The 23,221-nt window shown below is 44.1% G+C and carries 22 protein-coding genes and 3 riboswitches; of the genes, 20 read left to right on the top strand and 2 right to left on the bottom strand.

What is annotated here, in order from left to right:
- Positions 1–4: 4 nt before the first annotated feature.
- The 12 genes from BMZ93_RS02275 (at position 5) to BMZ93_RS02220 (ending at position 11,192) form a co-directional block, all read left to right on the top strand.
- Entirely contained in the window at positions 5–754 is a 750-nt protein-coding gene (locus BMZ93_RS02275; protein ID WP_091501793.1) for a pseudouridine synthase, read from the top strand.
- A 95-nt stretch (positions 755–849) separates the two neighbouring features.
- A riboswitch (FMN riboswitch) is annotated at positions 850–986 on the top strand.
- 76 nt (positions 987–1,062) lie between these two features.
- Positions 1,063–1,647 carry an ECF transporter S component gene (locus BMZ93_RS02270; RefSeq protein WP_091501792.1) on the top strand — a complete coding sequence of 195 codons (585 nt, stop codon included), beginning with the start codon at positions 1,063–1,065 and terminating at the stop codon, positions 1,645–1,647.
- Positions 1,648–1,718: 71 nt separating this feature from the next.
- Positions 1,719–2,237, top strand: a complete 519-nt coding sequence (locus tag BMZ93_RS02265; RefSeq protein ID WP_091501790.1) for a hypothetical protein — start codon at positions 1,719–1,721, stop codon at positions 2,235–2,237.
- 20 nt (positions 2,238–2,257) lie between these two features.
- Positions 2,258–2,938, top strand: coding sequence for a (d)CMP kinase (cmk, locus tag BMZ93_RS02260; protein WP_091501788.1), 681 nt, complete (start codon positions 2,258–2,260; stop codon positions 2,936–2,938).
- A 191-nt stretch (positions 2,939–3,129) separates the two neighbouring features.
- On the top strand, positions 3,130–4,320 hold the full coding sequence (rpsA, locus tag BMZ93_RS02255; RefSeq protein WP_091501786.1) for a 30S ribosomal protein S1: 1,191 nt from the start codon (positions 3,130–3,132) through the stop codon (positions 4,318–4,320).
- Between the two features lie 61 nt (positions 4,321–4,381).
- The gene (gene der, locus BMZ93_RS02250) at positions 4,382–5,692 is read left to right on the top strand and encodes a ribosome biogenesis GTPase Der (protein ID WP_091501784.1); all 1,311 of its coding nucleotides are present in this window, start codon (positions 4,382–4,384) and stop codon (positions 5,690–5,692) included.
- A 180-nt stretch (positions 5,693–5,872) separates the two neighbouring features.
- On the top strand, positions 5,873–6,148 hold the full coding sequence (locus BMZ93_RS02245) for an HU family DNA-binding protein (RefSeq protein WP_010690891.1): 276 nt from the start codon (positions 5,873–5,875) through the stop codon (positions 6,146–6,148).
- Positions 6,149–6,293: 145 nt separating this feature from the next.
- Positions 6,294–7,634, top strand: a complete 1,341-nt coding sequence (locus BMZ93_RS02240) for an FAD-dependent oxidoreductase (protein ID WP_091501782.1) — start codon at positions 6,294–6,296, stop codon at positions 7,632–7,634.
- 145 nt (positions 7,635–7,779) lie between these two features.
- A complete protein-coding gene (locus BMZ93_RS02235) occupies positions 7,780–8,301 on the top strand; it encodes an HdeD family acid-resistance protein (RefSeq protein ID WP_091501740.1) in 522 nt (173 codons plus the stop codon).
- Positions 8,302–8,366: 65 nt separating this feature from the next.
- A riboswitch (TPP riboswitch) is annotated at positions 8,367–8,456 on the top strand.
- A gap of 91 nt (positions 8,457–8,547) precedes the next feature.
- Positions 8,548–9,123, top strand: a complete 576-nt coding sequence (locus tag BMZ93_RS02230) for an ECF transporter S component (RefSeq protein ID WP_091501738.1) — start codon at positions 8,548–8,550, stop codon at positions 9,121–9,123.
- A 12-nt stretch (positions 9,124–9,135) separates the two neighbouring features.
- A complete protein-coding gene (locus tag BMZ93_RS02225; protein WP_091501736.1) occupies positions 9,136–10,530 on the top strand; it encodes an ABC transporter ATP-binding protein in 1,395 nt (464 codons plus the stop codon).
- Positions 10,527–11,192 (top strand): energy-coupling factor transporter transmembrane component T family protein, encoded by a 666-nt coding sequence (locus BMZ93_RS02220; RefSeq protein WP_091501734.1) that lies wholly within the window; start codon positions 10,527–10,529, stop codon positions 11,190–11,192. The genes BMZ93_RS02225 and BMZ93_RS02220 overlap by 4 nt, the downstream gene beginning before the upstream one ends.
- A 41-nt stretch (positions 11,193–11,233) precedes the next feature.
- Here BMZ93_RS02220 and BMZ93_RS02215 read toward each other — a convergent pair whose 3' ends face one another.
- Positions 11,234–12,109, bottom strand: coding sequence for a LysR family transcriptional regulator (locus tag BMZ93_RS02215; RefSeq protein WP_091501732.1), 876 nt, complete (start codon positions 12,107–12,109; stop codon positions 11,234–11,236).
- Between the two features lie 126 nt (positions 12,110–12,235).
- Here BMZ93_RS02215 and BMZ93_RS02210 point away from each other — a divergent pair, with 126 nt between their 5' ends.
- From BMZ93_RS02210 to BMZ93_RS02175, 8 genes are all read left to right on the top strand, one after another.
- The gene (locus BMZ93_RS02210) at positions 12,236–13,579 is read left to right on the top strand and encodes an amino acid permease (protein ID WP_091501731.1); all 1,344 of its coding nucleotides are present in this window, start codon (positions 12,236–12,238) and stop codon (positions 13,577–13,579) included.
- Positions 13,580–13,895: 316 nt separating this feature from the next.
- The gene (locus BMZ93_RS02205; protein ID WP_091501729.1) at positions 13,896–14,804 is read left to right on the top strand and encodes an ROK family protein; all 909 of its coding nucleotides are present in this window, start codon (positions 13,896–13,898) and stop codon (positions 14,802–14,804) included.
- A 55-nt stretch (positions 14,805–14,859) separates the two neighbouring features.
- A complete protein-coding gene (locus tag BMZ93_RS02200; protein ID WP_091501727.1) occupies positions 14,860–16,209 on the top strand; it encodes a glucose-6-phosphate isomerase in 1,350 nt (449 codons plus the stop codon).
- 113 nt (positions 16,210–16,322) lie between these two features.
- The gene (locus BMZ93_RS02195; protein WP_091501725.1) at positions 16,323–17,093 is read left to right on the top strand and encodes a pyrroline-5-carboxylate reductase family protein; all 771 of its coding nucleotides are present in this window, start codon (positions 16,323–16,325) and stop codon (positions 17,091–17,093) included.
- 105 nt (positions 17,094–17,198) lie between these two features.
- Positions 17,199–17,669 carry a PH domain-containing protein gene (locus tag BMZ93_RS02190; RefSeq protein WP_091501723.1) on the top strand — a complete coding sequence of 157 codons (471 nt, stop codon included), beginning with the start codon at positions 17,199–17,201 and terminating at the stop codon, positions 17,667–17,669.
- On the top strand, positions 17,659–19,188 hold the full coding sequence (locus tag BMZ93_RS02185) for a PH domain-containing protein (protein ID WP_091501721.1): 1,530 nt from the start codon (positions 17,659–17,661) through the stop codon (positions 19,186–19,188). Before BMZ93_RS02190 ends, BMZ93_RS02185 begins: the two co-directional genes overlap by 11 nt.
- Positions 19,189–19,527: 339 nt before the next feature.
- Positions 19,528–20,865 (top strand): MFS transporter, encoded by a 1,338-nt coding sequence (locus BMZ93_RS02180; protein WP_091501718.1) that lies wholly within the window; start codon positions 19,528–19,530, stop codon positions 20,863–20,865.
- Between the two features lie 260 nt (positions 20,866–21,125).
- Positions 21,126–22,469, top strand: a complete 1,344-nt coding sequence (locus BMZ93_RS02175; protein WP_091501716.1) for an MFS transporter — start codon at positions 21,126–21,128, stop codon at positions 22,467–22,469.
- Between the two features lie 46 nt (positions 22,470–22,515).
- Here BMZ93_RS02175 and BMZ93_RS02170 read toward each other — a convergent pair whose 3' ends face one another.
- Positions 22,516–22,953 carry a MarR family winged helix-turn-helix transcriptional regulator gene (locus tag BMZ93_RS02170; RefSeq protein ID WP_091501715.1) on the bottom strand — a complete coding sequence of 146 codons (438 nt, stop codon included), beginning with the start codon at positions 22,951–22,953 and terminating at the stop codon, positions 22,516–22,518.
- A 129-nt stretch (positions 22,954–23,082) separates the two neighbouring features.
- A riboswitch (TPP riboswitch) is annotated at positions 23,083–23,173 on the top strand.
- Positions 23,174–23,221: the final 48 nt, after the last annotated feature.

The following is a 23,221-nucleotide window of genomic DNA, read 5'->3' as shown; positions in this document are numbered from 1 at the left end:
CGACATGGCAGAAAATGGTGAACGCTTACAAAAAGTAATGGCCCAAGCTGGTGTTGCTTCACGGCGAGGGGCTGAAAAGATTATTCTTGAAGGCCGCGTGGAAGTGAACGGTGAACTCGTTTCAAAGCTTGGAACGAAGGTTCAACCAGGCGACGAAGTTAAAGTTGACGGTGTACCAATCGATGGCTCTGAAAAGAAGGTTTATTACTTGTTGAATAAGCCCCGCGGGGTTGTGACCACTGCATCCGACGATAAGGGTCGCCAGACCGTGGTTGATTTATTGAGAGACGTTGATGCCCGTATCTACCCAGTTGGACGATTGGATTACGATACAACGGGTGCCTTGATAATGACCAACGATGGGGAATTAGCGAACCAATTGATGCATCCAAAGGGACGGGTTGATAAAGTTTATACCGCCAAAGTCAAGGGTATTGCCAACATGGCTGACCTGGCGCCTTTGAAGAAGGGCATCATGTTAAAGGGCCGGCGGACGGCACCAGCCAAGGTTGCCATTGAACAGGTCGATCATGACCGTAAGGTTTCCTTTATCACGTTGACCATTCACGAAGGTCGTAACCACCAAGTAAAGGATATGCTTTTCAAGGTGGGCTACCCAGTTGAGAAGCTCCGTCGTGACCGCTATGCCTTCCTTGATTTGGTTGGTTTGCAGCCAGGGGACTACCGCGATATTTCTCACGATGAAGTAAAGCGCTTGAAAGCAGGGGACTACCGCTTCCTTCGCCGTAAGTAATTGATATTTTAAATTGGAGCGCTGATAGCGTTCCTTTTTGTTTGATTTTGTATTGTAATTACGATTACCTGTGCTAGAATAAAAAACGTAACTTAATAAAACTTCGGGGTCGGGTGAAAATCCCAACCGGCGGTGAAGCAGTTTTTACTGATAAGCCCGTGACCTGTTATTTAACAGTTGATTTGGTTCGAATCCAAAGCCGACCGTACAGTCGGGTATAAAGAAGTTTAAAGACAGCTCTTTTTAGCTGGCCTTTATTTTGCCCCGCGTGAGATATCGGCCTTTTTTTATGGCCAAAGGAGTGAAAAATGACACATCACGCGACAAAACGTTTAACCATCTTAGCAGCTCTGACGGCAATTTCCTTTGCCCTCACCATCTTCCCTAAGATTGCCATTCTACCAGCGGCATCCTTTTTGAAAATTGACTTTTCAATTGTGCCAGTCTTCCTAGCACTGTCCTGGTATGGATTGAGTTCAGCGGTATTAGTGCTGGTTGTTCGAACAATATTGAAAATTGTGATTTTCAATGAAGGGGTGAACACCTACATCGGGATGCCGGTGAACTTGGCCGTTGCTATCGCTTTCGTTTTAGCCATTGCATTGATCTGGAAAGTACAGGTCTTAAGTAAGTATCCATTTTTGAAGCAAGTGCTGGCTTTGATTGCCGCGATGGCACTGATGACCCTGGTCGCTATTATGATGAATATCATTTGGGCAATTCCGCTCTATTCATCAATGGCACACTTTGACATTGCGAAGTTCATTGGAATCAAGGTTTACCTATGGGGAATGGTCCTACCATTCAACCTGATTGAGGGTATTGTTTGGTACGTGGCGAGTTACGCGACTTTATCGGTCTTAGCACCTTTTAAGAAAGTCTTTCAACCTTAAGAAAAGGTTATCAATTTCTCCAACTAATTCGTGTTAGACTGAAAATACGAATGAAATTGGAGGCATACCCAATGAATAACGAAGGTGTCGTTCTATCACGTAAGAACCGATTTGATGGACCTAAAAAAGAAAATAAGCAAAAGCAGGAGAAGAACCATGGTGGCCTCGTCGTCTTCTTGGTTTTCCTTTCCTTGTTCTTGTTAGCTTCAGCGCCAGTCTACGGTATGATGAAGAATCAACCAAAGTTGACGAAGACAAGTACGTCTTCATCAGATAAGCCAAAGCATAGCAAGCAGGCAAGCACAGCCAGCTCATCATCAGATGCTACCCAAGCGTCATCAGATACCGCTGATAGCAGTTCATCAGCTGCTGCAAGCTCAGCTTCATCATCTGCTGCAGCTGCTTCATCTGAACAACAGGCTGCTGCAACCGCAGCGAATGCTGATACTGCTGTTCTAGCAGCTAATCAGACTTTGTACAACTTTGCGATTACACACAATACCTCACCAGCTAATATTTGTGCATTAAACCCTGGCGTAACCACGACAAACTATTCTCAATATGCTGGACAAGCATTGAAGATTAAGTAATTGAAGGTAGTAAATTAATCATGACAAAACCCGCTTTTTTCCAAGTTGCTATTGATGGACCGGCTTCAGCCGGAAAGTCAACGATTGCTAAAATACTGGCTAACCAACTACATTATGTTTATGTAGATACTGGTGCCATGTACCGAGCAATCACTGTTGCTGCTAAGAAGGCGGGTCTTTCTTATGATGATGAAGCCGGAATCACTGCTTTGTTGCCAGGAATTACCATTGATTTCAAGCCTGGCACTCCCGTACAAAAGGTTTTCTTGAATGGTGAGGAAGTCACGGAAGAGATTCGTTCAACTGAGATTACCAATAACGTTTCACTAGTTTCTTCATACGCAGCTGTCCGAGCGGACTTGGTTAATAAGCAGCGTGAAATGACCGAATCAAACCCAGTGATTATGGATGGTCGTGACATTGGAACGACCGTTCTTCCAAACGCCCAGGTTAAGATTTTCTTGATTGCATCGGTTGCTGAACGTGCCGAGCGTCGTTACAAGGAAAACAAGGCCAAGGGGATGGATGTTGATCTCGAAACGCTCAAGAAAGAAATTGAAGAGCGTGACTACAAGGATTCACACCGTGCCATTTCACCACTTGTTAAAGCAAAGGATGCCATTGAAGTTGATACAACGGGTATTAGCATTGACGGTGTCGTTTCTAAAATCAAAACAATTATCGAAGAGCATCAAGCCTAAAGCTTGGTGCTTTTTTCTTGCTAAAATAGTAAAAAATCTGCTAAAATGTAAGTAATAAGTGTGTGGTTCGAGCACGAGTTTTGATTAATTATTACGAATCAGTTAATTTTTTTCTAATTAATACTAGGAAAAGTCTCGAAGCTCTGATAAAATACCCTTATAAGTGTAAATGTAGGAGGACGTTTGACGTCATGAGTGATACAAACAGCGAATTACTAGCAGCTCTTGAAAGTGCTGATCAAATTAAGGTAGGGGATGTCGTAACTGGTGAAGTTTTGGCCATCGACAACGATAACCAAGCGGTTATCGGTTTGCATACCGGTGAAGAAGGAGTTGTGCCAGCGCGTGAGTACTCTGACGATCGTAGCGTCAACTTGGCCGACGACTTGAAGGTTGGAGACACAATTGAAACTGTTGTTGTTTCTAACGTAACTTCAGACAAGGAAGGGGTTGCATACCTCTTGTCAAAGAAGCGTTTGGAAGCCCGCAAGGCATGGGAAAAGCTCTCATTTGCTGAAGGCGATGTAGTTGATGCAACTGTTTTGAACGCCGTTCGCGGTGGTTTGATTGTTGATGTACAAGGAATCCGCGGATTCGTTCCAGCATCAATGGTTGCAGAACGCTTCGTTTCTGATTTGAACCAATTTAAGGGACAAGACATCAAGGCTGAAGTTATCGAAATCGACCCAGCCAAGGCTCGTTTGATCTTGTCACGTAAGGCTGTTGCCGCACAAGAACGTGCTGAAAAGTTGCAAGAAGCCTTCTCACGTTTGACTGTTGGTGAAGTTGTTGAAGGTACTGTTGCTCGTTTGACTGACTTCGGTGCATTCGTTGATTTGGGTGGCGTTGACGGTTTGGTTCACGTTTCTGAAATCTCACACGACCGTGTTAAGAACCCAGCTGACGTATTGTCAAAGGGTGAAAAGGTTAACGTTAAGATTTTGGCCTTGGATACTGAACGTGGACGTATTTCATTGTCAATCAAGGCAACTCAACCAGGACCTTGGGATGAAGTTGCTGAAAAGGCACCAGCTGGTACTGTTCTTGAAGGAACTGTTAAGCGCGTTAAGGACTTCGGTGCTTTCGTTGAAATCTTCCCTGGTATCGAAGGTTTGGTTCACGTTTCACAAATTTCACACAAGCGTGTTGAAAACCCAGCTGACGTTTTGAAGTCAGGTGACAAGGTTAAGGTACAAGTCTTGGACGTTAAGCCACAAGAAGAACGTATCTCATTGTCAATGAAGGCTTTGGAAGAAAAGCCTGCTAACAAGCGTGAAGATAACCAAGATTCAAACGGTGCTTCACGTGCCGATGTTGCAGCTTACCAACAAGAAGATGAAGGTGCCGCTACTTTGGGCGACCTCTTCGGTGACAAGTTGTAAGATGACATAAAAAGGCTGGCTTGCCAGTCTTTTTTTATATTTAAAAAGAAAGGAGCAGATTATGGCAGCACCAATTGTAGCTGTTGTCGGCCGACCAAACGTCGGTAAGTCAACGCTCTTTAATCGAATTGTTGGGGAACGCATGGCTATCGTTGAAGATATGCCCGGCGTTACTCGTGACCGTTTGTACGCTCGTGCAGAATGGTTGAACTACGACTTCCGTGTAATTGATACCGGAGGTTTGGAAATGGGGAACGCGCCATTTCTAACTGAAATTCGTGGCCAGGTTGAAGTGGCCATTGATGAAGCCGACGTGATTATCATGGTGGTTTCTGGTCGTGAAGGCTTAACAGCCGATGACCAGGCCGTTGCTAACTTGCTTTATGGAACGGATAAGCCCGTTGTCTTAGCAGTTAACAAGGTTGATAACCCTGAAATGCGTTCAGATATTTATGACTTCTACTCCCTTGGATTAGGCGATCCTTACCCAGTTTCTGGTTCCCACGGAATCGGATTGGGTGACGTCTTGGATCAAGTGGTTAAGCACTTCCCAGACGAAGCCGCCGTGCAAGATGATGAAGCCGTCCGTTTCTCAATTATCGGACGTCCAAACGTTGGTAAGTCTTCAATTGTTAACGCAATCTTAGGCGAAGACCGAATGATTGTGTCAAACATTGAAGGAACAACCCGTGACGCCATTGATACGCGTTTTATGACCCCAGAAGGGGACGAGTTCGTGATGGTTGATACGGCCGGAATTCGTAAGCGTGGTAAGGTCTATGAGAATACGGAAAAGTATTCTGTTATGCGTGCCATGAAGGCCATCGATGACTCTGAAGTGGTCTTGATGGTTTTGGATGCCGAAACGGGTATCCGTGACCAAGATACACACGTTGCAGGCTATGCCCACGATGCTGGTAAGGCCTTGGTCATCGTTGTTAACAAGTGGGATGCCATCGAAAAGGATACGCATACCATGCAGGACTTTGAGAACATGATTCGTGATCGTTTCAAGTTCTTGGATTATGCACCAATCGTCTTTGTTTCAGCAAAGACAAAGCAGCGTTTGGACCGTTTGCCAGATTTGATTCTCTCGGTTAACGAGAACCATCAGAAGCGTATTTCATCATCAATGTTGAACGATGTCTTGATGGATGCTTTGGCAACGAACCCAGCGCCAACTGATAACGGCCGTCGTTTGCGTGTTTATTACGCAACGCAGGTTGCAGTGGCACCACCAACTTTTGTTGTTTTTGTTAACGATGTTGAGCTGATGCACTTCTCATATCAGCGATTCCTAGAAAATCAAATTCGATCTGCTTTTGACTTCTCAGGAACCCCAATTAAGTTAATTATTCGTCAACGTAAGTAAAAAGGCTGCAAAGCCTATTAAATTAACGTTTCAAGTGTTAAAAATAGGGCATTTGGCTACACATTTTAATTTAGTTGTGCTAAGCTTGTCTTATGGAAGTTGCTACGGTAGCGTTCCCACCCGAACTACGAGTATATCGCCAGCGGGTATTCTAAATTAAGATTTGCAAGGAGATTAGGAATGGCAAACAAGCAAGAATTGATCGATTCAGTCGCAATGAAGACTGGTTTAACAAAGAAGGATGCTGACAAGGCTGTTGCAGCCGTATTGTCATCAATCGAAGACGCCTTGAAGAAGGGCGAAAAGGTTCAATTGATTGGCTTTGGTAACTTCGAAGTTCGTGAACGTGCAGCCCGTAAGGGACGTAACCCACAAACTAAGGAAGAAATCCAAATTCCTGCATCAAAGGTTCCTGCATTCAAGCCTGGTAAGGCATTGAAGGAAGCTGTTAAGTAATAAACTTTAAAGCACCCGTGAGGGTGCTTTTTTGTTGCAATTTTTCATATGTGAAATGTTAGTGAAATTCTTGACAAATTAAATTAAAAAAAGTACAATAAATTCAACAATTAGAAAAGTAAGTGAGCAACTTAAGGAGTTATTCATGAAAGTAGCAGTTATTGGAGCCACCCACGCCGGCGTTTTCGCCGCTAAGCAGACGAAGGCAGAACATCCTGACGCACAGATCGATGTTTTCGAAAAAAATCACACAGTTTCATTTTTGTCCTGTGGGATTGCCTTGTGGATTGGAGACCATGTTTCTTCACCAAGTAAGATGTTCTACGAATCACCTGAATCATTGACTGAACAGGGTATTACCATGCACATGGGAACTGAAGTGACGGAAGCCGATTTGGCTGCTAAGCACTTGGTTTATAAGGACCTTGCATCTGGTAAGGAAACAGCTGCTGATTACGATAAGATCGTGATTACTACTGGTTCAAAGGCTATCAAGCCAAACTTGCCTGGTATTTACTCAGATAAGGTCTTTGACTCAAAGAACTGGGACAACGCCAACGAATTGAAGGAAGCTACTTCAGACATTAAGTCTGCCATTGTTATCGGTGCCGGTTATATCGGTGCTGAATTGGCTGAACAGTTGTCAGTTACTGGTAAGAAGGTAACTTTGATTGATGGTTTGGACCGTGTCTTGGCTAAGAATACTTCAGAAGACTTTTCATCACGTTTCCAAGAAGAATACAAAAAGCACGGCGTTGAACTTGAATTGAACCAAATGGTTTCATCATTTGAAGATACTGAAAACGGCGTGAAGGTAACCACTGATAAGGGAACCTATGAAGCTGACATCGCTATCTTGGGAATTGGTTTCTTGCCAAACACTGGTCTCTTCAAGGGACAAGTTGATATGTTGAAGAACGGTGCCATCGAAACGAACGAATACATGGAAACTTCTGTTCCTGATGTATTTGCTGCCGGTGATGCAGCAACGGTCTTCTACAACCCAACTGAAAAGTACGACTACATTCCTTTGGCAACGAACGCTGTTCGTCAGGGAATCTTGGTTGGTAAGAACATCGAAAACAAATCAGTGGCTTACCAAGGAACACAAGCAACTTCAGCCGTTGAATTGTACGACTTGGCTTATGCTGCAACTGGTTTGACTAAGGAATCAGCAGCAATGAAGGGTGTTGATGCAGAATCCGTAACGATTTCAGAAGACTACCGTCCTGACTTCATGTTGAGCACAACTGAAGTGCAAGCATCTTTGACTTGGGAAAAGGGAACTGGCCGTATCGTCGGTGGTGCCTTCATGTCAAAGCATGACATTTCACAGGCTGCTAACTTGGTTTCATTGGCTATCGAAAATAAGATGACCATTGACCAATTGTCAATGACTGACTTCTTCTTCCAGCCAAACTTTGGTCAACCAATTAACTATGTATCATCTGTTGCAATGGCAGCTGTTGCAAAGGCTTCAAAGTAATATCAACAAAAAAAAGAGACTTCGGTCTCTTTTTTTAATTTAGCTTAACAAAGTTAGATAGAAGACTTACAATAGGAGTTGTAGAGAAGTGATTACTTAGAGTGATTATAGGTAACCGCTAATAAATGAAAAAAGGAGAAACATAATGCGAGAGTATAATGGTGAACGAAATTGGTGGTCAATTGCTGTTGGAGCCTTGTTTATTGTCATGGCCGTTGCAATTTTTAGTCGGCCACTATCAACTTTGGTTTCTTTGTCCTACTTGTTTGGATTCCTTGCTTTGCTTCACGCTTTCATTGTTGGTTACGAAGCTTGGTCAGATCGAAAGATGGCAAAGGCTAGTTCAGGATGGTGGATTGTCACCGTTATTCTGGACGTTGTGATTGCCGTTCTCTTTATTGGTCACATCATGGCCGGCATCTCAGTGATTGGTGTTCTCTTTGCCATCTGGTTTATTTGGGATTCAATCTTTGAAATTTACATGGCCCGTGTTGTTCGTCCATTGAGTGGGGGAGTTGCCTTTTGGACAACCTTCTTAGGATGCTTGTCAGTCTTCTTAGGATTCGTGATGCTCTTCTCACCAATGCTAGCAGCGTCAGTCATGGTTTGGATGATTGCCTTCTACCTATTGGCCTTTGGAATTTTGATTATTGCGCGGTCACTATAAAAAAATATATAAAATAGCTTGCATAAATATGGATTTACCGTTAGTATAATACTCGTATTTAATTGCATAAAGAACTGGGGTACCTTTTTGGTTGAGATAACACCCATTGAACCTGTCCGGTTAATACCGACGTAGGGAGTTCGCACAATAAAGCTATTTAGCAACCGTTTGTGTTAGACTCCGTCTAATGCAGACGGTTTTTTATTGCGATAATCAATGGTTCCCCTTCAAAAAAGGAGGAAAAGCATGAAAAATACAAACAAGTGGACACTTCGGGACGCCATCCTATTGGCAATGATTGGAATTATCTTTTCAGTCATTTACTTTTTGATGGACCCGGTATATCAAGTATTAACTGGTGCCTTTGCCGCGGTCGGCTTGCAGGCCTTTACTGGCTCGTTCACCATCGGTGTGTGGATGATGGCCGGGCCTTTGGCAGCTTACATTTTGAAAAAGCCTGGAACGGCATTGCTAGCTGAAATGATTGGTGCAGCCGGTGAGATGTTTATGGGTGGTTACTGGGGAGTGGCAACCTTGCTTTCTGGTTTGATTCAAGGTGCTGGTTCTGAAGTTGGCTTTACATTGACTGGCTACAAGAACTGGAAGACTGGTTTGTGGTTGTCAACGTTGACTGGAACAGTGGTGACCTTTATCTGGAACCTCTACCATTCAGGCTATGTGAACTACTCAATTCCAATGATGGCTGCACTCTTTGTCGTTCGTTACCTATCCATCTTTTTCTTTGGTGGTGTCTTGGTTAACTGGATTGAAAAGCTCTTGGATCGTTCACACTTTATGTCTCCTGTTGACGAAGCAGAATAGGAGCAGGGGATTATGGCCTTACTTGCAAATCAGTTAGGCGTTTCCTACCGGAAGGAATCAATCTTTTCCAATCTCGACTTAGAAATCCAACCGGGTTCTTTGACCCTGATTATGGGAGAATCTGGTTCAGGTAAGTCGACCTTGTTAAAAGCACTAGCGGGACTTTATCCGCAGTATGGTGGAAAGCTTTCTGGTTCTGTTAGCTTAGACGGGAGAAAGCTGACAGAGATTCCGGCTAACGAGCGGGCTGCTGAATTAGCACTGCTTTTTCAAAATCCAAAGGAGCAGTTTGCCATGCCAACTGTGGAAGAAGAGTTGGCCTTTGCTTTGGAGAACATTCAGGTTGATGAAAAAGACATTGAGAGAAGAATTGAACTGGCCTTAAAGAAGGTTGGTATGTCTGACTTTCGCAACCGTTCTTTACAAGCACTTTCGGGTGGGGAGTTGCAGAAGGTGGCTCTGGCCGAAGTATTGGCGCTGGGCGCACGCTACATCTTGTTAGACGAGCCCTTTGCTTCGGTTGATCAGCAGTCGCGTAAGGACTTACAGGAACTGCTGTATAAGCTCTCGAAAGAGGGCTACGCGGTTATGGTTGCTGACCATGAGTGGGCTGGTTATGCTGATAAGATGAGCGACTTTTACCGCTTTGATAACGGCCGGCTGAGCAAAGTCGCACAAGAGGATTGGCCGGTAGAGCTTCAAGACATTGATTATCCGCTTTCCAAGCCAAAAGATAGCCAAACCTTGTTTACAGCCGAATTCCTGAGAATTAGTAACGACCACCGTTTGCTGATCTTTCAAGAGGAGTTGGCTATTCACGAGGGGGAAGTGATCTTGATAACTGGACCAAATGGTTCTGGTAAGTCTACTTTCTTAAAAGCCCTTGCAAAGCTACAGGAATACGAGGGGAGTATTCACTTTGAAGGTAAAGTACTCAAAAAGTGGAAGGCGGCCAAGTATTACCGGCGGGTCGGCCTTGTCTTTCAAGAAGCGCTGGATCAATTTTTGTCCATTACAGTTGCAGAGGAAATTGAGCAGGTTCTAGCGAATTCTTATGAAGAAAATTACTGGACAAGGGACCGTGTTAATTGCCAACTTCATGAACTAGGGCTAGGCAATCTATTGAAACGGTCGGTTTATACGCTTTCGGGTGGTCAGCAGAAGAAACTGCAGGTACTTCTCATGCTAATCATGGCGCCAAAGGTCCTACTCTTAGACGAACCTCTAGCTGGTTTAGATGAGCAGTCGGTGCAAAAGGTCTTAGCTTTGATTCATCACTGTCAGAAGGACCTCGGTTTGACGGTTATCTATGTGTCCCATCAAATTGAGCCAATTCTGCCTTACATTGACCGCCACCTTCAATTAGAACAGCATCAATTGGTTGAAGAGAAGGAGGTGGTACAATGAATGCCAGTCAGCGACTGTACTTATCACTACTGATTTCACTGGAGGTTGCCTTAACACAGTCCTTTACTTTAAACGTTGTTTTGTATGTTTTCTTTATCGGCTTACTGCTCTTTCAGGGGATTCGAATTCAGCGTATCCTGCGCTATTTCTTCATTGCGCTCTTACCGACGCTGGCTACTTTCTGGTCCTTCTACCTTTATTCGGTAGGAAACTTGTCAGAGCGGTTACACACGGCCTACATGATGGGCTCACGTGTCGGCCTCTTCATCTTTGTGGGGGCCTGGTTAACCAACGCGGTGAGCCCATCGGTTTTGCTAAAGTCATTGGAAGAGAATCTGAAATTATCGGCTACCTTTATTTATGGGATGCTAGCCGCGCTCAATTTCATTCCGCGTTTTAAGCAGACTTTTAGAAGTATTCAAGCCGCTTCGTACATGCGGGGGCAGGCCGTTCATTGGTACCAGCCCACGCTTTATTTTAAGGCCTTGATTCATGCCATTCGTTGGTCTGAAATGTTAGCGATGGCGATGACTTCACACGGTTTCCAGGAGGGAGCCGTGCGGACTCGCTATCGGTCATACCCATATCAGAAATTTGGCTTTGTCTGGATTGCCCTGATTATGTGTTCGACTTTTATCGTCCTATATTTATCACAGTATTAAAAAAAGTGCTCGAAAGATTGAATCTTTCGGGCACTTTTCTTTCATTTTTCTTCCGCAATGTACTGAAGAATCTCAGACTTCATTTCCTGTACTAACGGATCATCAGCAACCGAAGGATTGGTGACCAGGGTTAGGTGACGGAAGTAGGGCGTTTGGAAGGGATATGCCTTTACTTCGCCCGAAAGACGGGTTAAAGCCAGGTCGGGAAGGATACCCCAGCCAATTCCCGCTTCGACCATGGCGATGATTGACTGGTCATCGATGGAGTAGTTGATGGCTTGGGGCTGGACGTCTAATTCATCCAGGGCGACTTTGGTATCGGCATCGTAGTCGGCACGCTGGAGAATGAAGTGTTGATTTTTGAGGTCGGCTAAGCCAATTGACTGGCCGTTTTTAGGGACAAAGTCATTGGCTGTAATACACTTCAGTTCATCGTTGATGAGGTTAACGGAATCCAGCCTCTCAGATGACGGGAAAGTCGAAAAGCCGATGTCGATTCGTCCCTGGGAAACACCTTGATCGATTTCTTTAAAGGAACCCTGAATGATGTTAATGCTAACACCGGGGTGCTTCTTTTTGAAACGGTGAATAATGGTTGGTAGCCAGGTGACACAGACCGATGAAAAGGCACCGATACGGATGCTACCACCTTCTAAGCCAGCAATTTTAGCAGCACGGGCGTGGATCTGACGGTCTTCGTTGAGGAGTCGCTCAACCATTGGCAAGAGTTCCTTGCCAGCTTGGGAAAGTACCATTTCAGACCGGTTACGAATGAGCAGGGGGAGACCTAATTCATTTTCCATGTTGGCAATGGCGTGGGAAACTGCTGAAGGCGTGATATTTAATTCCTTGGCTGCCTTTTTAAAGGAGGCGTTCTCAGCAACCGATGCGAAAATTTGATAGGTGAAAGTTTTCATACTTAATCCTCAAAAGTGTCCATTATCTAAAGTGAGTAAAATTCACTTTAAATTGAAAAGGTTTAGTTTTACTTGTTTATGTGCATAGTATAAACTACTAGAGAGGAAATACAAAGGAGTATTTGTATGTCGAATGAAAAACAGGGCTTTGCCCGAACACTATCCCACCGTCACGTGGCCATGATTGCCCTTGGTGGGACGATTGGAACTGGGCTCTTCTTGGGAGCTGGTTCCTCTATTTCAAAGGCTGGTCCTGCCATCCTATTGGTTTACATTATTACAGGACTATTTGTCTTTGCGATGATGCGTGCCTTGGGAGAATTGTTAATTTCAGATGATTCCAAGCCCGTCTTTATTGACTTCATGACACAGTACCTTGGTAAGAAAGCCGGCTTTGTTCTTGGCTGGACCTACTGGATTGGCTGGATTGTCATTGCCATGACTGAGCTGACGGCCATTGGAACCTACATGCATTACTGGTTCCCAGATATGCCAACTTGGCCTTGGGAATTAGCTTTCCTAGTGGCTTTGTACCTAGTGAATATCATTGCCGTGAAGGCTTTTGGGGAAGCAGAATTCTGGTTCTCGATGATTAAAATTATCGCCATCTGTGCCATGATTGGAACAGGTTTAATTTTGGCCTTGGGTCACGTCAAGACTTCAATGGGAACAACGGAGTTCTCAACACTTTGGTCACACGGTTTGGTTGCCAACCATGGAAACACCTTGCTGGCTGCCTTCCAGATGGCCTTCTTCTCCTTCTTGGGAGTCGAATTCGTCGGGGTAACGGCCGCTGAAACAAAGGATCCTTTGCAGACCATTCCACGTGCGATTAACTCAATCGTCTTTCGTATCTTGGTCTTCTACATTGGTGCCTTGTCAGCCATCATGATTATCCAACCTTGGACCAACTACAAGGCGGGTGAGTCACCATTCGTGCAGGTCTTCTCAGGAATTGGGATTCAATCAGCCGCTGCCATTATCAACTTCGTTGTGTTGACGGCCGCTGCTTCCGCCATTAACTCGGCCTTCTTTACGACTGGCCGGATGCTTTACTCATTGGCTGGACCTAAGTCCCGTTTCGGTCGTTTGGACCGCAACCACATTCCACGTGCCGCTATCAACCTTTCAACTTTGATTGTTGGTTTGTCAGTTGTTGTGAACTACTTCTTCCCAACGGATGCCTTTAACTTGATTTCATCAACTGCTTCCGCCGCCTTCTTGATCATCTACATGGCCTTGATGGTCACACACCTGGTTTACAAGAAGCAGGTTAAGGAGGGGAATGTTAGCGGAACTAAGATGTTTAAGTTGCCATTCTCACCATGGTCTGATTACTTGACCATCATCTTCTTGGGCCTCATCTTTATTCTGATGCTCATCACCAAGGCAACGATGTTTACAACAATCCTTTCAATTATCTGGATTGTTTTCCTAGCTATCGTTGCACAAATTAAAATTAAAGATTAATGATTTAGTCGGTTACGAACCAAATGGTTTGTGACCGACTTTTTTGTATTGTTCCTGCTGCTTAATAAACAAGCTTAAATAACTTAGAAAAAAAGAAAATAAAAAAAGAATTTTGCTCTTCAATATTTTGAACGTTTATCAGGCTGCTCCGCCCTCGGATTAAAGAAAGTCAAAAATACTTTTTAAAGTCTTTGTATTAGTACCCTAATAAGGGCTTTTTTATTGATATAAGGGGAATTATTCCGGTTTGTGAAAGCGCTTTCATTATTCTTATCATCGTGCTATTCTACCGGTACAGACATAGGAGGAAAATGTTATGTTACTTGGAAGTATTGAAGCTGGTGGAACGAAGTTTGTTTGCGCCGTTGGGAATGAAAAGTATCAAATTATCGAACAAGAAACATTTTCGTCAAAGGTACCAGAGCAGACGCTGAAAGAAACAGTTGAATTCTTTCAGCGCTTTCCGGAATTGGACGCAATTGGTATTGCCGCTTTTGGACCCGTTGAAGTTCGTTTAGATCAAGCGGATTATGGCGTGATTACAAATAACACGCCAAAGATTGCTTGGCGAAACGTTAACTTGGTCAAGACCATTAAAGACGCCATCGATGTCCCAGTCTTTATCACATCGGATGTTAACGGTTCTGCCTACGGTGAGTATGTAGCGGCCAAGCAGCGGGGTGAGAAAATTGACTCTGTTGTTTATTACACCGTTGGTACTGGAATTGGTGCCGGGATTGTAATTGACGGCCACTTTATTGGTGCCTTAGGTCTGCAAGAAATGGGACACGTAAAAGTCAAGCGTCATCCTGATGACTTGGCCTTTGGCGGTCTATGCCCACATCACGGGGACTGTCTTGAAGGTTTGGCCTCTGGTCCGACTTTTGAAGCTCGTACCGGAAAGAATGGAAAGAATGTGCCACTTGATGATCCAAGTTGGGATATCATGGCTTACTACTTGGCGCAGGCAGCCGTGCAAACGACATTGACTGTCCGTCCGAACAAAATTGTATTCGGTGGTGGGGTACTTTCACCAAAGTTCTTAGATATGATTCGGAAGCACTTCGACCAAGAACTAAATGGATACGTTGACATTCCTCCTTTGGATGAGTACTTAACGATGCCTGAAGCTGAAAATAACGGTTCAGCCACCGTTGGGGACTTTGAGTTAGCCCGAAAGGTCTTGATTGCAGGTGAAGGTCATGCCTTTGCCATCGATCGATAAGTAGTAATCAATAGTACGTGAATCGCATGAAGTTCGAATAATTAAAGGAAGTAAAATGGCATACATTACATTTGATAGTGAGAACGTAAATAAGTTTGTATCTGAAAATGAATTAGATGAAATTCAACCACTAGTGACGGTAGCTGATCAACAGCTAAAAGACCGTTCTGGTGCGGGATTTGAGTTTACCGACTGGTTAACACTGCCAGCCGATGTCCACCAAAATGAATTGACACACATTAAGCAAGCTGCTGAGAAGATTCAATCAGACTCTGATGTTCTGATTGTGATTGGAATTGGTGGTTCTTACCTTGGGGCTAAGATGGCCATCGACTTCTTGAACCCCGTCTTTAATAACGAATTGGCCAACCAGCAACGGTCCGGTGTGAAAGTCTACTTTGCTGGAAACTCCATTTCGTCAGCCTATATTAATGATTTGATTCGGACAATTGGCGACCAGGACTTCTCCATTAATGTTATTTCAAAGTCTGGAACGACGACGGAACCAGCCATCGCCTTCCGTGTCTTCAAGGAACTCCTTGAAAAGAAGTACGGTAAGGAAGAAGCAGCAAAGCGAATCTATGCGACGACTGATGGTAAAAAGGGTGCTTTGCATGATGAAGCCCAGAAGGCTGGCTATGAGAGCTTTGTGATTCCTGACGGTGTCGGCGGTCGTTTCTCAGTGTTGACGCCGGTTGGACTTTTGCCTTTGACGGCAGCAGGGGCCAATGTTGATGCTTTGATGGAAGGTGCCAAGGCTAGTCAAGGCGATTTTACTGAAGCGGATATGAAGAAGAACGCGGCTTATCGTTATGCTGCTATCCGACGTATCCTTTACGATAAGGGCTACACGAGCGAAATCCTCGCAAACTGGGAGCCAAGTATGCAGTACTTAGCAGAGTGGTGGAAGCAGCTCATGGGTGAGTCAGAGGGTAAGAACCAAAAGGGCATCTTCCCATCTTCTGCTAACTATTCAACAGACTTGCACTCACTTGGTCAGTATATTCAAGAAGGACGTCGTGACCTCTTTGAAACGGTCGTGAAGCTTGATAGCCCAATGGTTGACATGGACTTGCCAAAGCTAAGCGATAACAACGATGGCTTAGGATACTTAGAAGGTAAGACAATCGATGAGATTAACACCAAGGCCTTCCAAGGAGTTGTCCTAGCCCACGTTGATGGTGGTGTGCCAAACATGGCCATTCACTTGCCAAAGCAGGATGAATACACCTTGGGTTACTTGATCTACTTCTTTGAAAAGGCCGTTGCCATCTCTGGTTATCTCTTCGCCGTTAACCCATTCAATCAACCTGGTGTGGAAGCCTATAAGACAGCAATGTTCGCTCTCTTGGGTAAGCCCGGTTATGAAGAGAAAACAAAAGAATACCAAGCTCGCTTGCGTTAATTCAATTGTATTTTAGATAATAGTTTTCCCGCTACCGGGAAGGCTATTTTTATTTAGGACTGACCGTCTTTTTCTGTTAAAATACAAGGAAGAAAACTTCTTGGAGGTCGCACATGAAAGTCGGAATTGTTGGATTAGGTCACATGGGTTCAGCCCTTGTTAAAGGCATGGTAAAGCAAGATGAATTGAATGATTTGCAAGTGATTGCCCTTTCATCAAATGCTAAGAAGGCGGACGAATTGGGCATCTCAGGGATGTCTGATAAGGCGACCTTTGCTGGTCAGGACTTTGATATCTTGATGCTCACCGTTCCTGCTAAGGTGACGGTTTCTGTTTTGCAGGGCTTGGTGGAAGCGGGTCTCTCAAAGAAAACCGTGGTTTTGTCAGCCGCAGCAGGTGTTGCCAGTGACGATTTGGCTGCCGTTGCCTCAGGTAACACGGTCTTTACCTTTATTCCAAACATTCCGGTTGCTGTGAATGCGGGAACCATCGCCTTGGCCCAGTCTGCTCAGGCTAGCGATGAAGAAAAGCAAAGTGTGCATGCCTTGTTGGCTGCCCTTGGCGATGTTGTCGAAGTAAAGCCTGACCAAATCGGAATCGCTGGTGTCGTTGGTGGTTGTTCACCAGCCTTCATTGATGTTTTGATGGATGCCATGGAAGATGCCGCCGTTTCGAAGGGGATGGACCGAACGGTCGCATTCGATATTATTGCTTCCGTTGTACGTGGGACAGCTAGTCTGGCACAGCAGTCCGACTTGTCATTTTCTGACTTAAAGGGGCAGATTACTTCCCCTGGTGGGACCACGATTAAGGGTGTACTGGCCCTTGAAGAGAATGGTTTCCGCCATGCGGTACATCAAGCTATTTTGTCCGCAAATAAGTAATTATCTTATACGTTTACTTATACAATTTGGACGATTTAATACAATAAATACTTAAAAAGCCAGAACAAGCAGCTACCTGTTCTGACTTTTTATTTGGGAGAGAAGATGAAAGCATTACCGAAAGAAATTAAGACGATTTGGTATATTGTCGAAGCGATTGGGACGGCGGTTGGTTTAGCCGTCGTTATTGGCTTACAAGTATTTTTGCCAGAGTGGACGGACTGGACTTTGCCAAGTTGGGTATTGGTTCTTTTGTACGCTGCCATTGCGATTTTGACTTTGTGTGGTTTTGGTCTCGTTCATTACCGTTACGCCATTTACCGTTACCGTGTGAATGAAACAGATATTGAGATTAAGAAGGGCTTCTTTTTCCGACGTTTAACGGCCATTCCGATTGATCGAATCCAAAACGTGGACCTTGATCAGGGACCATTATTACAGCTTTTTCATTTGCAAAAAGTCGTGCTGGTAACTGGTGGTTCCCATTACGAAGTGGAAGCGCTCACCCATGACGAAGCGATTGCTTTTAAGGACCAGGTAATGCGCCTAGCCAAGGAGGCTCGCCATGAAGCCTAAGCACTTTCATCCATTTGCCCTGATTGAGCATATTATTTTGGATGGGAAGGCCCTGGTTGTGTCCCTTATTTCGCTGATTGTCTTTTTCCATTTGAAGCCCTGGCAGTGGGCACTGGCCTTTATCCTGTGGCTGGGTTATGAAATCATTGACTACGCGATGTCGACCTACCAGTTAACGGAAAGTGAATTGGTCTTTTCAAGCGGCATTATTAACCGTAAGGTCCGGCATTTACCTTATCAAAAAATTCAAAACATTCACGAGTCGCAGTGGTTCTTTTTAAAGCCCTTTCAATTGGAAAAGATTTCCGTTGATTCAGCCGGTCATGGTGGGGAGAAGGAGAATCAAATTCAATTACCCATCGTGCCAAGCTGGGTAACTTGGGTGCTAAAGGAAAAGCAAGCGAACCAGTCAGAGCCCTTAGCTGAGTTATTGGCGGTGGTCGACAAGGGTTTGGCCTCAAAGCAGGCAGATTTTAATGCCTTGCAGGAGGCTGAAAAGCCTCTAGCTGAACAATTAACAAGGTCAGCTGCCAGTGAGTCATCGAGCCGGGAAGATTATATTGTTCAGTTACCCGCTTTGCTCTTGTACGCGATGACGGCCCCAGAACTAGTCGCACAATTCTTTGTGCTCTGGGGGATTTCTTCTCACTTTGACCATGACGGTAAGATTTATCAGACTGTCTTTTCGGAAGCCACTGCCCACGGTCTAGTCATGGCATCGGCGCTGCTTTTCTTATTCATCATTGTGCTTTTTGTTTTCAACATTGTGAAGACAGTGATTGTCTACTACGGCTTTTCAGTGAAGCAAGAAAAGCAGCAGTTGCTGATTCAACGTGGCCTTTTTGAAAGACGTTCACTTTCCCTAGCTGAATCACGAATCCAAAGTGTGCAGGTCAATCAGTCTTGGATTCGGCGTTTGCTTGGCTATGCATCCGTACGTATGTTAATCATTACGGATCGGAATGGGGATGACGATGTGACAAAGAGTCAGCCGACCCTAATGCCCATGGTCAAGGCAAAGGAAGCGACTAAGCTGGTGCATGACTGGCTGCCAAAAATCGTACCGGAAGAAGATGATTTGTCTGGTTCAGCCGGTTACTACCAGTCATTGACCATGGCTCGTAACGGCATTTTCCTTCTTTGGATCTTCGCCGGTTGGATTCTTTACTTTGTGCATCTTTGGTGGGCGATTACACTAGCGGCCTTGCTAACGGTTTTGGTGGCTGCAAACGGCTGGTACAAGGGGATTTGTACGGCGGTTCAACTCTATGCTGATGAAGGCATTCTAGTTGTTCAAGACGCCCGCTTCTCTACTAAGGAAACCTTCTACATTCCCATGGATAAAATCCAGGCAATGTCAGTCCAACAGTCTATTTGGTTGGCCCATTCAAACAAGCGCGCCCACTTAGTGGTTACTGTTCGTTCTGATAATTTCTCTTCAGACATTAGCGCACGCTATCTAAAGCTTTCGGAAGTGGAAAAAGTCTACCAAGAATACAAGACTTTTTATAGCAAATAGTAATTATATCTCAATTATTTTTTGAAGGAGCTGTTCGAAATATTTCGAATGGCTCCTTTTATGTATTTAAAAAATTAAGTGGGATAGGACGCGATATTTAGGAGATTCATTTTTAAAGAATTGAAGTTGTGGTGCTTTTTGATAAATGTTCACGCTTTCATTAAAATGTTTTTAATCGATATTTTTAAAATTAGTCTTTGACAGTTTAAAAATATCTATATAAAATTTAATTAAAGTCATGAAAAGAATGCATTCTGACTAATCCCGGGGCTAGAAGCCGGTCAGCATCGAATCGACCAGCCCAAGCCTCATTCCACATCTTGAAACGAGGACGAGATTATGTTTGAAGGAAAGAAGCTTTATCGAGGAGTTTCAAAGGCTGGCATTAATGCAGCCTACAAGCGTCGACAAGCTGGTGTTTTGCTAGCAACGTCATTTTCATACATCGGTTACTACATTATTCGCTTAGTGTTTACGACCGAGCAGGTTCATATCATGAAGGCTTACGGCTTTGATATCGGACAAATCGGGTTGATTCTGTCAACTTTTGGAGTAGGGTACGGAATTGCGAAGATCTTTATGGGGGCCTTAGTTGATCGACTAAACGCCCGCTGGTTCTTGGCAATTGGTTTGTATCTTTCAGCCTTTTTTAACTTGTTGATTGGGTTCACACAGAACTTTTATGTAATTTTAGGACTGATGCTCTTAATTGCAGTTACACAGTCAATGGGGGCACCGGCCTGCCAGCGACAGATTTCCCTCTGGTTTTCTAAGAAGCATCGCGGTTCCATCTTTTCCATTTGGGCATCGGCCCACAATGCGGGCGCCTTTCTCTGTGTGGCGTCGATTCAGTTAGCCATCTTCCTATTCTCTGGTTCACTGACGATGGTCTTTGTGGTGGCATCCGCTTTCTCAGCTTTGATTGCCACACTCATGCTTTTGATTAACACGGATACACCGGAAAGCGTCGGATTGCCAGACATTGCCACTCATTCTGGCTATGTCGAAGTGGACGGGAAGGGTGAAGCACGGACTGAAAAGACAACGGATAAGTCCTTTGGCCAAATCTTCTTGCACAGTATTTTATTGAATCGGGTGGTTTGGTTGGTTACGCTGACTTCCATGTCGATTTACATCGTGCGCTACGGTATTCTCTCCTGGATTCCATCTTACTTGCCAACGAAGGGCTTTTCGGTCACTTGGGCGAAGTGGTTTGTTGGTATCTTTGAACTATCAGCGGTTCCAGGTGTCATTGCATTAGGCGCCTTATCAGACTTACTAAATGGACGCCGAGCATTAATCTGCTTGGTATCAGCGCTAGGGATGCTCGGCTGTTTGGTGGTGTACTTCACGACGGATAACCACCTGGCTTTAATTGTTGTACTCTTCTTATTGGGAACTCTCATTTACACGCCACTCTCCTTGGTTGGATTAATGGTCAACGAAGCAGTGCCAAATTACGCCTTGGGCCTTTCAACCGGCTTTATGGGCTTCTTCCAGTATATCTTTGGTGAAACGATTGCGACCGCTCTGATTGGTATCTTGGTTAAGACTTACGGCTGGCAGATGGGGTCAAACGTAATTTATTTGGCAGCTGTTCTGGCAATTGCACTGTTGATTGCATTGGTTTTTAAAGAAAAGCAATTACGGGAAATGGAAAGGGCCGTTAATAATTAAATAGTTAAAAGGGGTTTTAGAATATAGCTAAAACTTCTTTTTTTATTTCTTGGTATATTTATTTTTGTTTTTAAATTAACTAGAAAATTTAAAGGGGTATTGACTTTAAAAATATAAAATGAAAAGGCTTACAAGCTTTAAAAAAGCCGAAAAAGAAGGTTGACAGTACCTTTTCTCTTATTTAAAATATTATCTGTTGTGTAAGCCTTTACATTTATACAACCGTCGTTTTAGAGAGAGTATTAGAGTGAGGATGAGAGATGTTTTCTTTTAACAATAAGAAAGCTGACCGTACGTTGTCGCAAGATCAGGTTAAGTCTGAATATAAGCGTCGTCAGCTGGGAGTGCTTTTAGCAACTTCCTTTTCGTACATTGGTTACTACATTATTCGTTTGGTCTTTACCACGGAACAAGTATCCATTATGGACCACTATGGATTTGACATTGGTCAAATTGGATTGATCTTATCAACTTTTGGTGTTGGTTATGGAATCTCTAAGATTTTCATGGGTGCCCTAGTTGATCGTTTGAATGCCCGCTGGTTCTTAGCAACCGGTTTGTATCTATCGGCTTTCTTCAACTTAATCATTGGGTTTACCAAGTCATTCCCAGTGATTTTGGTATTGATGACTTTGATTGCCATTACGCAGGCCATGGGTGCACCAGCATGTCAGCGTCAAATTTCCATTTGGTTCTCAAAGAAGAATCGTGGAACTGCCTATTCAATTTGGTCATCTGCACACAACGCAGGAGCCTTCTGCTGTGTCTTGTCAATTGAAATGGCGACTTTCCTATTTTCTGGTTCATTGACAGCCGTCTTTGTGACGGCATCCGTTATTTCAGCTATCTTGGCAACATTGATGCTTTTGATTAACACGGACAAGCCTGAAAGTGTTGGCCTTCCAGATATCGGAACTTTCTCTGGTTACGTGGAAGTTGACGCCAAGGGTGAGAAAACGACGGCGGATACGACAAACGTGCCATTCTTGCAGACTTTCCTCAACAGTATTTTGTTGAATAAGGTTGTTTGGATGGTGACTTTGGCATCAATGTCCTTCTATATTATTCGTTACGGTGTCATGTCATGGATTCCTTCTTACTTACCAACAAAGGGTTTCTCAGTTACTTGGGCAAAATGGTTTGTTGGAATCTTTGAAGTTTCAGCTGTACCAGGTGTGATTGCCTTAGGTGCGCTTTCTGACTTTTTTGATGGACGTCGCGCCATGATCTGCTTAATTTCAGCTTTGGGATTGTTGGGCTGCTTGGTTCTTTACTTCACGACTGCTAATCAAGCCGTTCTTGTTGTTGTTTTATTTTTGATGGGAACGTTGATTTATACACCAATCACATTGGTGGGCTTGATGATTAACGAAGCGGTTCCTCACTATGCAGTAGGATTGTCAGCCGGATTCATGGGATTTTTCCAGTATATTTTTGGTGAAACAATTGCGACTGCTTTGATTGGTTCATTGGTTCGTAAGTACGGATGGTCAATGGCCTCAAACGTGATTTACTTCGCTTCTGCTTGTGCAATCATCTTGTTAATTGCTTTGGTTTTCCAAGAACGTAAGGTTCGTGCTTTGGAAGCCTCAGTTAACAAATAATGACAAATAAAAACCGTCGGAGATATTCCGGCGGTTTTCTTGTTAATTAGAGTGATTTTTTAGCTGCTTCGATAAGGGCTTGACGGTTTGGATTTTGATCCTTCCAGTAGTCCTTTTCAAAGTCGGACAGGATGGCTAGGGCTTCATCTAAGTGGGCCTGACCATTGGCGTTAATCCGAAGGGCCTTTGTTCGCGCCTTCTTCTTACCAGGAAAGCGATCGAGGTAGTCAGCACGGGCTAATTTGGTAATGATGGCGGAAGCCGTCATGGGGTCAATGTCTGCTTTTTTGGCAACCATGACCTGAGTGACCTCATCTTCTTTTAGATTCAGTTCTTGCAAGGCAGCAAGAACCTGAACCTGAGGGTGGGTCAGGCCGATACGACGGAGCTGGCTCTTCATTTGGCGGAACCAGTCCGTATAAAGGGCGAAAAAGGTTTGTGAAGTTGAGTTTTGGAAAGCTTGTAATTCTTCATTCGATGCCATGAGAATCATCCTTTTAAAATAATAAGTATACTTATTATTTTAACTATTTTTTCGATTCTGACAAGAGAAATTTATAGAAAATTTGCTGCTTGTGCTTTTTACAGGGGCTATGCTATACTCTTTTCGACAATAGAAATCTTGGGGTGCCTTTGTGCTGAGATTATACCCATTGAACCTGAAGCCGTTAGTACGGACGCAGGGAACGATTTGGCAGGATACTGTCTTTTTTAACGTTCATGACGTCCTTGGCTTTTAGCCAGGGACTTTT

It is taken from the genome of Fructobacillus durionis, from assembly GCF_900112405.1.
Taxonomy (GTDB): domain Bacteria; phylum Bacillota; class Bacilli; order Lactobacillales; family Lactobacillaceae; genus Fructobacillus; species Fructobacillus durionis.
Note: the sequence above shows the minus strand (reverse complement) of the source record. Positions and strands in the feature narration are given on the sequence as shown.

Excerpts from the sequence above, each read along its gene's own strand:
- BMZ93_RS02275 (WP_091501793.1), top strand. The coding sequence starts at position 5 with ATGGCAGAAAATGGTGAACGCTTACAAAAAGTAATGGCCCAAGCTGGT.
- BMZ93_RS02270 (WP_091501792.1), top strand. The coding sequence starts at position 1,063 with ATGACACATCACGCGACAAAACGTTTAACCATCTTAGCAGCTCTGACG.
- BMZ93_RS02265 (WP_091501790.1), top strand. The coding sequence starts at position 1,719 with ATGAATAACGAAGGTGTCGTTCTATCACGTAAGAACCGATTTGATGGA.
- cmk (WP_091501788.1), top strand. The coding sequence starts at position 2,258 with ATGACAAAACCCGCTTTTTTCCAAGTTGCTATTGATGGACCGGCTTCA.
- rpsA (WP_091501786.1), top strand. The coding sequence starts at position 3,130 with ATGAGTGATACAAACAGCGAATTACTAGCAGCTCTTGAAAGTGCTGAT.
- der (WP_091501784.1), top strand. The coding sequence starts at position 4,382 with ATGGCAGCACCAATTGTAGCTGTTGTCGGCCGACCAAACGTCGGTAAG.
- BMZ93_RS02245 (WP_010690891.1), top strand. The coding sequence starts at position 5,873 with ATGGCAAACAAGCAAGAATTGATCGATTCAGTCGCAATGAAGACTGGT.
- BMZ93_RS02240 (WP_091501782.1), top strand. The coding sequence starts at position 6,294 with ATGAAAGTAGCAGTTATTGGAGCCACCCACGCCGGCGTTTTCGCCGCT.
- BMZ93_RS02235 (WP_091501740.1), top strand. The coding sequence starts at position 7,780 with ATGCGAGAGTATAATGGTGAACGAAATTGGTGGTCAATTGCTGTTGGA.
- BMZ93_RS02230 (WP_091501738.1), top strand. The coding sequence starts at position 8,548 with ATGAAAAATACAAACAAGTGGACACTTCGGGACGCCATCCTATTGGCA.
- BMZ93_RS02225 (WP_091501736.1), top strand. The coding sequence starts at position 9,136 with ATGGCCTTACTTGCAAATCAGTTAGGCGTTTCCTACCGGAAGGAATCA.
- BMZ93_RS02220 (WP_091501734.1), top strand. The coding sequence starts at position 10,527 with ATGAATGCCAGTCAGCGACTGTACTTATCACTACTGATTTCACTGGAG.
- BMZ93_RS02215 (WP_091501732.1), bottom strand. The coding sequence starts at position 12,109 with ATGAAAACTTTCACCTATCAAATTTTCGCATCGGTTGCTGAGAACGCC.
- BMZ93_RS02210 (WP_091501731.1), top strand. The coding sequence starts at position 12,236 with ATGTCGAATGAAAAACAGGGCTTTGCCCGAACACTATCCCACCGTCAC.
- BMZ93_RS02205 (WP_091501729.1), top strand. The coding sequence starts at position 13,896 with ATGTTACTTGGAAGTATTGAAGCTGGTGGAACGAAGTTTGTTTGCGCC.
- BMZ93_RS02200 (WP_091501727.1), top strand. The coding sequence starts at position 14,860 with ATGGCATACATTACATTTGATAGTGAGAACGTAAATAAGTTTGTATCT.
- BMZ93_RS02195 (WP_091501725.1), top strand. The coding sequence starts at position 16,323 with ATGAAAGTCGGAATTGTTGGATTAGGTCACATGGGTTCAGCCCTTGTT.
- BMZ93_RS02190 (WP_091501723.1), top strand. The coding sequence starts at position 17,199 with ATGAAAGCATTACCGAAAGAAATTAAGACGATTTGGTATATTGTCGAA.
- BMZ93_RS02185 (WP_091501721.1), top strand. The coding sequence starts at position 17,659 with ATGAAGCCTAAGCACTTTCATCCATTTGCCCTGATTGAGCATATTATT.
- BMZ93_RS02180 (WP_091501718.1), top strand. The coding sequence starts at position 19,528 with ATGTTTGAAGGAAAGAAGCTTTATCGAGGAGTTTCAAAGGCTGGCATT.
- BMZ93_RS02175 (WP_091501716.1), top strand. The coding sequence starts at position 21,126 with ATGTTTTCTTTTAACAATAAGAAAGCTGACCGTACGTTGTCGCAAGAT.
- BMZ93_RS02170 (WP_091501715.1), bottom strand. The coding sequence starts at position 22,953 with ATGGCATCGAATGAAGAATTACAAGCTTTCCAAAACTCAACTTCACAA.